The organism is Pluralibacter sp., assembly GCF_019237635.1.
Lineage (GTDB): Bacteria > Pseudomonadota > Gammaproteobacteria > Enterobacterales > Enterobacteriaceae > Enterobacter_B.
On record NZ_JAFAGS010000049.1, the window covers coordinates 61,189 to 70,367 of the forward strand.

12 protein-coding genes are annotated in these 9,179 nt (G+C 55.1%); 3 read left to right on the forward strand and 9 right to left on the reverse strand.

Annotation, left to right across the window (positions count from 1 at the left end; genetic code table 11):
- Positions 1-14: 14 nt before the first annotated feature.
- On the forward strand, positions 15-548 hold the full coding sequence (locus tag JO226_RS05945; protein WP_293494763.1) for a fimbrial protein: 534 nt from the start codon (positions 15-17) through the stop codon (positions 546-548).
- Positions 549-564: 16 nt separating this feature from the next.
- On the forward strand, positions 565-1,077 hold the full coding sequence (locus JO226_RS05950) for a fimbrial protein (RefSeq protein WP_293494766.1): 513 nt from the start codon (positions 565-567) through the stop codon (positions 1,075-1,077).
- Positions 1,078-1,139: 62 nt separating this feature from the next.
- Here JO226_RS05950 and fabF read toward each other — a convergent pair whose 3' ends face one another.
- From fabF to yceD, 8 genes are all read right to left on the reverse strand, one after another.
- The gene (fabF, locus tag JO226_RS05955; protein ID WP_293494769.1) at positions 1,140-2,381 is read right to left on the reverse strand and encodes a beta-ketoacyl-ACP synthase II; all 1,242 of its coding nucleotides are present in this window, start codon (positions 2,379-2,381) and stop codon (positions 1,140-1,142) included.
- 88 nt (positions 2,382-2,469) lie between these two features.
- Positions 2,470-2,706 carry an acyl carrier protein gene (acpP, locus tag JO226_RS05960; protein WP_000103754.1) on the reverse strand — a complete coding sequence of 79 codons (237 nt, stop codon included), beginning with the start codon at positions 2,704-2,706 and terminating at the stop codon, positions 2,470-2,472.
- Between the two features lie 210 nt (positions 2,707-2,916).
- Positions 2,917-3,651, reverse strand: coding sequence for a 3-oxoacyl-ACP reductase FabG (gene fabG, locus JO226_RS05965; protein ID WP_293534610.1), 735 nt, complete (start codon positions 3,649-3,651; stop codon positions 2,917-2,919).
- 13 nt (positions 3,652-3,664) lie between these two features.
- On the reverse strand, positions 3,665-4,594 hold the full coding sequence (fabD, locus tag JO226_RS05970; protein ID WP_293534613.1) for an ACP S-malonyltransferase: 930 nt from the start codon (positions 4,592-4,594) through the stop codon (positions 3,665-3,667).
- Between the two features lie 14 nt (positions 4,595-4,608).
- Positions 4,609-5,562: a beta-ketoacyl-ACP synthase III gene (locus tag JO226_RS05975; RefSeq protein WP_293534616.1), complete on the reverse strand. Its 954-nt coding sequence runs from the start codon at positions 5,560-5,562 to the stop codon at positions 4,609-4,611.
- Positions 5,563-5,635: 73 nt separating this feature from the next.
- Entirely contained in the window at positions 5,636-6,715 is a 1,080-nt protein-coding gene (gene plsX / locus JO226_RS05980; protein ID WP_293534635.1) for a phosphate acyltransferase PlsX, read from the reverse strand.
- A 143-nt stretch (positions 6,716-6,858) separates the two neighbouring features.
- Positions 6,859-7,032 (reverse strand): 50S ribosomal protein L32, encoded by a 174-nt coding sequence (gene rpmF / locus JO226_RS05985; RefSeq protein WP_013366685.1) that lies wholly within the window; start codon positions 7,030-7,032, stop codon positions 6,859-6,861.
- Positions 7,033-7,048: 16 nt separating this feature from the next.
- Entirely contained in the window at positions 7,049-7,570 is a 522-nt protein-coding gene (gene yceD, locus JO226_RS05990; protein WP_013366686.1) for a 23S rRNA accumulation protein YceD, read from the reverse strand.
- Positions 7,571-7,712: 142 nt separating this feature from the next.
- On the opposite strand from yceD, the gene JO226_RS05995 reads away from it, so the two are divergent.
- Positions 7,713-8,297 (forward strand): nucleoside triphosphate pyrophosphatase, encoded by a 585-nt coding sequence (locus JO226_RS05995; protein ID WP_293534621.1) that lies wholly within the window; start codon positions 7,713-7,715, stop codon positions 8,295-8,297.
- Positions 8,298-8,333: 36 nt separating this feature from the next.
- Here the strand turns inward: JO226_RS05995 and rluC are convergent.
- Positions 8,334-9,179: 23S rRNA pseudouridine(955/2504/2580) synthase RluC (gene rluC, locus JO226_RS06000; protein ID WP_293534624.1), on the reverse strand; the 846-nt coding region annotated here is incomplete at its 5' end.

The window sequence follows — 9,179 nt, forward strand, 5'->3', positions numbered from 1 at the left end:
TAAGGATATATGCAATGAAATTTGTCACAGAGAAAAAATCTGCATTATTACTGGTCGCCTGCTGTGGGTTATTTTCTGCTACCGGTCATACCGCCACAACAAATTCCGTCAACATTGATATCACGGGCACCGTCATTGCTTCACCCTGCGTGGTCAATGGCGGACAAAACTCACTCAGCGTCAATCTTGGCGATAGCATTGAGGCCAACAGCTTATCGGTTGCAGGAGATACCTCGTCCTGGAAAGATTTTGTCATTTCATTGTCCAGTTGCCCGCTTTCCACCTCCAGTTTTAGCGTCGCATTTTCCGGTACGCCAGATACCGACGATGCGACAACCTATAAAAATACCGGTACAGCCACTAACCTGAAACTGGCGCTCACCACGCACGATGGCGCCGTCCTGGGGGACGGGACGACAATAGATAACGTCGATGTCTCAACAACCCATGCTTACGATCTACAGCTTCGCGCGCGTGCCGTATCAAAAGGTGCCGTGATGCCGGGAACCATTCAGGGCCAGGTACAGGCCACATTTACCTATCAGTAACCGACAGGATGGCACGATGACGCAGCAGATAATCAAAATCATCCCCGCGCTTGTAGGATTGTGGTTCACGCAGGCGCTGGCAACCGACATTACTATCAGCGGAACGGTCGTTGCCAGCCCCTGTGCGGTTGATACCGGAACCAAAGACCAGACGGTAAAATTCGAACAGGCGCGAGCCGTTAACTTTACGAATGTCGGCGACGCCAGCGAATGGCAGGATTTTGAATTAACCCTCTCATCCTGCCCTGTGTCCACCACCCAGATTACAGCAACCTTTACCGGCAATGCGGATAACGATGACCCTACCAAATTTGCCAACGCTCAAGGGGACGCTACCGGGATGGCGCTGCAAATCATGACCCGCGATCATCTGACAGAAATTAATCCTCTGGGATCGCTGGCCGCCTCCGTCGATATCCATAACCATCAGGCAACCTTCCCGCTTTCCGCCCGCATGTACACCCCTACCGGCCACGTCACGGCAGGTGAGTTCAACACGACCGTGCAGCTTACCTTCACCTATCAGTAGCGTTGGCGTAAAAAAAAAACGGAGCGCCAGGCGCTCCGCTTTTTTATTGATGGCGCCGCCAACTAGATGCGTTTGAAAATCAACGAACCGTTGGTGCCGCCAAAGCCGAAGGAGTTACACAGCGTGTACTCCATGCCGCTGACCTGGCGCGCTTCGTGAGGGACGAAGTCGAGGTCGATGCCCTCTTCCTGGTTATCCAGGTTGATGGTCGGCGGCACCGCCTGGTCGCGCAGCGCCAGAATCGAGTAAATGGACTCCACCGCGCCCGCCGCACCCAGCAGGTGACCGGTCATGGACTTGGTTGAGCTCACCATTACGCGTCTTGCCACATCGCCAAATACCGATTTGACCGCCTGCGCTTCGGCGATATCGCCAGCAGGGGTCGACGTACCGTGCGCATTGACGTAGCCAATCTGGCCCGGTTCGATGCCCGCATCGCGAATGGCGTTAACCATTGCCAGCGCGGCGCCCGCACCGTTTTCCGGCGGAGACGTCATATGGTAGGCATCGCTGCTCATACCAAAACCGACGATTTCAGCATAAATTTTCGCGCCGCGTTTTTTCGCGTGCTCATACTCTTCGAGCATGATGATGCCCGCACCGTCGCCCAGCACAAAACCATCACGATCTTTGTCCCACGGACGGCTTGCCGCCTGCGGGTTATCGTTGCGGGTGGACAGCGCGCGCGCTGCGCCAAAACCGCCAACACCCAGCGGCGTACTGGCTTTCTCAGCGCCGCCAGCCAGCATGGCATCGGCATCGCCGTAAGCAATCATACGCGCCGCATGGCCGATGTTATGCACACCGGAAGTACACGCCGTGGCGATAGAGATGCTAGGGCCACGCAAGCCGAACATGATGGTCAGGTGACCGGCCACCATGTTAACAATCGTAGACGGAACGAAGAAGGGGCTTATCTTACGTGGACCGCCATGAACCAGCGAACTGTGGTTCTCTTCGATTAAACCGAGACCGCCAATGCCGGAACCAATAGCGGCACCGATACGCGTTGCGTTCTCTTCCGTCACTTCAAGGCCAGAATCCTGCATGGCCTGAGCGCCAGCGACAATTCCATATTGAATGAAGGCATCCATCTTGCGCTGTTCTTTACGCGAGATGATGTCATCACAGTTAAAATCCTTTACTAAGCCAGCAAATTTCGTTGCATAGGCGCTAGTATCGAAATGGTCGATCAGGCTGATGCCACTCTGACCGGCAAGGAGAGCTTTCCAGGTAGACTCTACGGTATTGCCGACAGGAGACAACATGCCCAGTCCGGTCACAACTACACGACGCTTAGACACGTTTGTCCTCCAGGGAGGGATAAAAAAGAGACTTGTGGGACAAAAAGATAAAACTCAGGCGGTCGAGTGACCGCCTGGAGATGTTCACTTACGCCTGGTGACCGTTGATGTAATCAATGGCAGCCTGAACGGTGGTGATTTTCTCAGCTTCTTCGTCCGGAATCTCAGTATCAAACTCTTCTTCCAGAGCCATTACCAGCTCAACGGTGTCAAGAGAATCAGCGCCCAGGTCTTCAACGAAGGAAGCATTGTTGGTAACTTCTTCCTGCTTAACGCCCAGCTGCTCGCCGATAATTTTCTTAACGCGTTCTTCGATAGTGCTCATACTCTTAAATTTCCTATCAAAACTCGCTTTCGCGATGGTTTTCGTAGTGTATAAAATGTTGAAAAATTTGCAACTAAATCCCGGCAGGTCTTACCACGATTTTACGCTATTTTGCGGGTGTTTGCCCCAATAACGCAAATCATTTTGCACATAATATTGTCCGGTACCACGCGGAATGCGCGGTTCCTGAGCATTTTGTGCAATCTACGGTCAGACCATATACATTCCGCCGTTGACGTGCAGGGTTTCACCGGTGATGTAACCCGCGTCGTCAGAGGCTAAGAATGCAACCGCACTGGCGATTTCTTTTGGAGAGCCGAGGCGCCCCGCCGGAACTGCCGCCAGTGTACCCGCACGCTGCTCTTCGGTCAGCGCACGCGTCATGTCCGTTTCAATAAAGCCCGGAGCAACAACGTTCACAGTAATACCGCGTGACGCGACTTCACGCGCCAGCGACTTACTGAAACCGATAAGACCCGCTTTCGCCGCAGCGTAGTTGGCCTGACCGGCATTTCCCATGGTACCGACCACAGAACCGATTGTGATAATACGTCCATGACGCTTTTTCATCATAGCGCGCATTACCGCTTTTGACAGACGGAATACCGATGACAGATTGGTCTCGAGGATGTCGTTCCACTCGTCATCTTTCATTCGCATTAACAGGTTATCACGAGTAATCCCGGCATTATTGACCAGAATATCGACTTCGCCAAACTCTGCGCGAATATTTTCCAGAACAGATTCGATAGATGCCGGATCGGTCACATTCAGCATCAGACCTTTACCATTGGCACCCAGATAATCGCTAATTGACTGCGCGCCGCTTTCGCTGGTCGCAGTACCGATAACTTTTGCGCCACGGGCAACGAGGGTTTCCGCAATTGCGCGACCAATGCCGCGGCTTGCGCCCGTTACCAGTGCAATTTTTCCTTCAAAACTCATGGTGTTCCTCTTTTTATTGTGCAAGCGCCGCAGACATCGCAGCAGGCTCATTGAGCGCTGACGCTGTCAGGGTGTCTACAATTCGTTTGGTCAAACCGGTGAGGACTTTACCCGGGCCGACTTCATAAAGATGCTCAATGCCTTCAGCGGCCATAAACTCAACGGTTTTGGTCCACTGAACCGGGCTGTAAAGCTGGCGGACCAGCGCGTCGCGAATCGCGTCCGCAGCGGTTTCACACTTCACATCCACGTTATTCACAACCGGAATTTGCGGTGCGTTAAAGGTAATGGTCGCCAGTTCAGCCGCCAGCTTCTCAGCAGCCGGTTTCATCAACGCACAGTGCGACGGCACGCTGACCGGCAGCGGCAGCGCACGCTTCGCACCTGCGGCTTTGCAGGCAGCGCCAGCACGTTCAACGGCCTCTTTGTGACCGGCGATAACCACCTGGCCTGGCGAGTTGAAGTTAACCGGGGAGACAACCTGGCCTTCTGCGGATTCTTCACACGCTTTCGCAATCGCCGCATCATCCAGACCGATGATAGCCGACATGCCGCCGGTGCCTTCCGGTACCGCTTCCTGCATGAATTTGCCACGCAGCTCAACCAGACGAACCGCATCCGCAAACGCGATAACGCCCGCGCACACCAGCGCAGAGTACTCACCCAGGCTGTGACCCGCCATCAGCGCAGGCGCTTTGCCGCCCTGCTGCAGCCAGACACGGTACAGCGCGACAGACGCGGTCAGCAGCGCAGGCTGCGTCTGCCAGGTTTTGTTCAGTTCTTCCGCCGGACCCTGTTGCGTCAGCGCCCACAAATCGTATCCCAGTGCCGCAGAGGCTTCACCGAACGTCTCTTCAACCACCGGATATTCCGCGGCCATCTCGGCCAGCATACCGACGGTCTGAGAGCCTTGTCCCGGGAACACAAAAGCAAATTGCGTCATGTTGTTATCCTTAATTAAAAACGAACCAGCGCAGAGCCCCAGGTGAAACCACCGCCGAAGGCCTCCAGCAGAACCAGTTGGCCACGCTTAATGCGGCCATCGCGTACGGCTTCATCGAACGCGCACGGTACGGAGGCGGCGGACGTATTGCCGTGACGGTCGAGCGTCACCACCACGTTGTCCATCGGCATGCCCAGCTTTTTCGCCGTTGCGCTGATAATGCGCAGGTTAGCCTGGTGCGGCACCAGCCAGTCGAGGTCTGAACGGTCAAGATTATTTGCCGCCAGCGTCTCTTCGACGATATTCGCCAGCTCTTTCACTGCGACTTTAAAGACTTCGTTCCCTGCCATGGTCAGGTGAATCGAGTTCTCCGGGTTCACGCGATCGGCGTTTGGCAAAGTGAGCAGTTCACCATAGTTGCCGTCAGCATGCAGATGCGTGGAGATGATTCCCGGCTCTTCTGACGCGCTAAGGACGACGGCGCCAGCGCCATCGCCAAAAATAATAATCGTGCCGCGATCGGTCGGATCGCAGGTGCGGGCCAGCACATCGGAGCCGATAACCAGCGCGTGCTTCACCGCACCGGATTTCACGTACTGATCGGCAACGCTCAGCGCATAGGTAAAACCTGCGCAGGCGGCGGCAACGTCAAATGCCGGGCATCCTTTCACGCCCAGCATCGATTGAATCTGGCACGCCGCGCTTGGGAAGGCATGCGTCGCTGAGGTGGTAGCAACGACAATCAAACCAATCTGTTCAGCGTCGATTTCCGCCATGTCCAGCGCGCGTTTTGCGGCTTCGAAACCCATCGTCGCCACAGTCTCGTCAGGCGCGGCAATACGACGTTCACGGATACCTGTGCGCGTGACAATCCACTCGTCAGAGGTATCGACCATTTTTTCCAGATCGGCGTTCGTCCGCACGTGTTCAGGCAGATAGCTGCCGGTACCTATAATCTTCGTATACATGTACGCTCAGTCTTATTGTGGTAGTACCCACCTGTTCGGGACACGGAGTCTTCGCCGCACGCCGGTCATCTCTTCAGAGATGCGCCCGGGTGTTGTCGGCGTTGCCTTCTTCCCGCCGCTCGAATCCGGCTGGGTATACAGATTTCAGGCGAGCGGCAATCCGCTGAGGGACTTCCCGCTGCACCGCCTGCACTGCCTGTTCAATCGCGACGCTAAACGCGCGCTGATTGGCTGCACCATGACTCTTTATCACCGTGCCGCGCAATCCTAACAGACAGGCGCCATTATACTGGTCGGGGTTGAGGTGACTGAATCGCCGCGCCAGACTTTTTTGTAACCAACGCTTTAAAAGCAGCAGCCACCACGACCGTTTTTTCCCCTCACCCTGAGATTTCAGCAGCGAAAGGAACATCCTGACAACACCTTCCATCGTTTTTAATGTGACGTTTCCCGTAAAACCATCACAAACCAGGACATCCGTCTTCCCGGTTAACAATTCATTGGCCTCAAGATAGCCAATGTAGTTAATGCTGGGTACTGTCTTCAGTATCGCCGAAGCGTCACGAATGCTGTCAAGACCTTTGGTTTCTTCTTCGCCGATATTGAGCAGCGCAACGCGCGGTCGCTCAATGCCGACGACCTCTTCGGCCATCACCGCGCCCATAACGGCGAACTGAACCAGCATATTGCTGTCGCAATCGACGTTAGCCCCTAAATCAAGGACCACCGTTTTCCCCTTTTGCTGATGCGGAAGCACCGTCATCAGCGCCGGGCGTTCAATCCCTTCAATCGGTTTGAGCAACAATTTCGCAAGCCCCATCAGCGCGCCGGTATTGCCCGCGCTGACGCATGCCTGCGCTCGCCCTTCTTTCACCAACTCCAGCGCTATGCGCATGGAGGTGCCCCGGCTACTGCGAATCGCCTGCGCCGGACGAGCATCACTGGCAATAACTGACTGCGCAGGAATAATCTGCAGACGTGAACGTTGTTCAAAGTCAGCTCTGGCAAGTAATGGCATGATGTCGTCGGGGTTGCCGACTAAGAGAAGCGAGAGTTGTGAATCAAAATGCAGTGCCTGCAATGCTGCAGGCACCGTCACGGACGGGCCAAAATCGCCCCCCATGACATCCAACGCTATGGTCAGACGTGTCAAGGTTTCGTCGCCGCCTGGTTCGGTGTATCCCCGCTTGCGCGGGAAATCCTCACTAAGCTTCATCGCGTTATACTCATTGTCTTTCACGTCGCAGGGGGCACTACTGCGTTCCTGCAACGCGAAATTCATTGAGTATCGCGTGATTACTTAGCGATAACCTTGCGACCGCGGTAGAAACCGTCGGCAGTAATGTGGTGACGCAGGTGGGTTTCACCAGAAGTCTTGTCTACAGACAGGCTGGTAACTGCGGTCAGCGCGTCATGAGAACGACGCATGCCACGTTTGGAACGGGTTGGTTTATTTTGTTGTACGGCCATGGACCTTACTCCTCAATTACTTACGCTTTAAGCTGGCTAATACGGCAAATGGGTTTGGCTTTTGCGCTTCATCAGGCAATTCACCAAAGACCATGTCCGCCTCGGACACTTCACAGTGTTCAGAATCATGCACCGGAACTACAGGCAGGGTAAGGATGAGTTCATCCTCAACCAGCGCCCGCAGGTCGATTTCACCGAATTCGTTAACCTCAATCGGCTCATACGCTTCCGGGAGTGCTTCAGCCTGCTCATCATTTTTGACCGGGCTGAAACAATACGTTGTGTGAACCTGATGTGAAAACGGTTTCCCGCAGCGCTGGCATTCAAGAGACACCGTCACCTTCGCATCGCCTTTAATCACGGCGAGACGTTGGTTATCGATGGCGAATGTCATATCGCATTCCACATCACTGTCCACGCTGACTACAGATTCGGCAAGACGCTCTACCTGTTCAGGAGTATAGATACCCTGATAATCAAGGCGTTTTTGAGCCGTGCGTACCGGATCAAGAGTCAGGGGTAATTTTACCTTTTGCATAGGGCGCGCATATTAACTTTGTAACGTCATAGAGTCAAAGAAAAAGGCACCCGCAGGATGCCTTTTGCCATTTATTCGCACACATTGCGGCCTGTAGTTTAAAATGGCGCAATCCGAATCACCAGAGTTTAACAGAAAAATTATGCCAAAAATCGTTCTTGCCTCCACATCGCCCTTTCGCCGCCAACTGCTGGAAAAGCTCGGGCTGCCGTTTATTTGCGCTGCGCCCGAGGTAGATGAGCTTCCCTTACCCGGCGAGTCTCCGCGTCAGCTCGTGCTGCGTCTGGCGCAGGCGAAAGCGCAGGCGCTGGCGCACCGCTACCCTGAGCATGTGATCATCGGCTCCGATCAGGTTTGCGTGCTGGGCGGGAAAATCACCGGCAAACCGCACACCGCAGAGAACGCCCACCGCCAGCTGCGGGAAGCGAGCGGCCATATCGTGACTTTTTATACGGGGCTTGCGCTGTACAATAGCGCCTCCGGACAGTTGCAAACCGAATGTGAACCGTTCGACGTCCACTTTCGCAAGCTGACGGACGATGAGATTGTTCGCTATGTCGAGAAAGAGCAGCCGCTGAACTGCGCAGGAAGTTTTAAAAGCGAGGGGTTGGGCATCGCGCTCTTCGAGCGCCTGGAGGGTCGCGATCCGAATACGCTGGTCGGTCTGCCGCTGATTGCGCTGTGCAAAATGCTGCGCCACGAGCAGATCAATCCGTTACTGGCATAAACGACATCGGGTGGCGCTAAGCCACCCGATATCACATCAGCCGCGCAGCACCTTAAGACAGTGCTTTAACTGCGCATCCATCGGCGCTTCGACACGCATCGTCTCACCGGAACCCGGGTGGGTAAACTTCAGCGCCGCCGCGTGCAAAAACAGGCGGTTTAAGCCGGTGCCGGCAAGCTGCTTATCAAATTCGCGATCGCCATAGCGGTCGTCGAAGGCAATCGGGTGCCCCGCATGTTGGGTATGAACACGAATCTGGTGGGTACGGCCGGTCACCGGGCTGCAGCGAACCAGGGTCGCAAACGCAAAGCGCTCTTCAACTTTAAAACGCGTTTCCGACGGTTTCCCCTCGCTGCTGACGCGAACAATACGCTCGCCGCTTTGCAGGATGTTTTTCAGCAACGGCGCCTGCACCACTTTGGTATGCGACTGCCACTGCCCGCGCACCAGCGCCAGATAATCCTTCTGCATGCCTTTATCACGCAGTTGCTCATGCAGGGAGCGCAGCGCAGAACGCTTCTTCGCTACCAGCAGCACGCCCGAAGTATCACGGTCGAGGCGGTGCACCAGCTCAAGAAAGCGCGCTTCCGGGCGAAGCGCGCGCAGCCCTTCGATGACGCCGAAACTCAACCCGCTGCCGCCGTGAACCGCGGTGCCCGACGGTTTGTTGAGCACCAGAATATGGTCATCCTCATAAAGGATAACGTCGCTCAGGGCGGCAACTTTTTGCAGATGCGGCGACACCGCGTCTTCTTCACGCTCGGCGACGCGCACCGGCGGAATGCGCACTTCATCGCCCGCCTCAAGCTTGTACTCCGGCTTAACGCGCTTTTTGTTCACCCGCACTTCGCCTTTACGCAGAATGCGGTAAATCATACTCTT

What these genes read in the sequence shown, in the direction of transcription:
- JO226_RS05945 (WP_293494763.1), top strand. Translation starts at nt 15, where the DNA reads ATGAAATTTGTCACAGAGAAAAAATCTGCATTATTACTGGTCGCCTGC.
- JO226_RS05950 (WP_293494766.1), top strand. Translation starts at nt 565, where the DNA reads ATGACGCAGCAGATAATCAAAATCATCCCCGCGCTTGTAGGATTGTGG.
- acpP (WP_000103754.1), bottom strand. Translation starts at nt 2,706, where the DNA reads ATGAGCACTATCGAAGAACGCGTTAAGAAAATTATCGGCGAGCAGCTG.
- fabG (WP_293534610.1), bottom strand. Translation starts at nt 3,651, where the DNA reads ATGAGTTTTGAAGGAAAAATTGCACTGGTAACGGGCGCAAGCCGCGGC.
- fabD (WP_293534613.1), bottom strand. Translation starts at nt 4,594, where the DNA reads ATGACGCAATTTGCTTTTGTGTTCCCGGGACAAGGCTCTCAGACCGTC.
- JO226_RS05975 (WP_293534616.1), bottom strand. Translation starts at nt 5,562, where the DNA reads ATGTATACGAAGATTATAGGTACCGGCAGCTATCTGCCTGAACACGTG.
- rpmF (WP_013366685.1), bottom strand. Translation starts at nt 7,032, where the DNA reads ATGGCCGTACAACAAAATAAACCAACCCGTTCCAAACGTGGCATGCGT.
- yceD (WP_013366686.1), bottom strand. Translation starts at nt 7,570, where the DNA reads ATGCAAAAGGTAAAATTACCCCTGACTCTTGATCCGGTACGCACGGCT.
- JO226_RS05995 (WP_293534621.1), top strand. Translation starts at nt 7,713, where the DNA reads ATGCCAAAAATCGTTCTTGCCTCCACATCGCCCTTTCGCCGCCAACTG.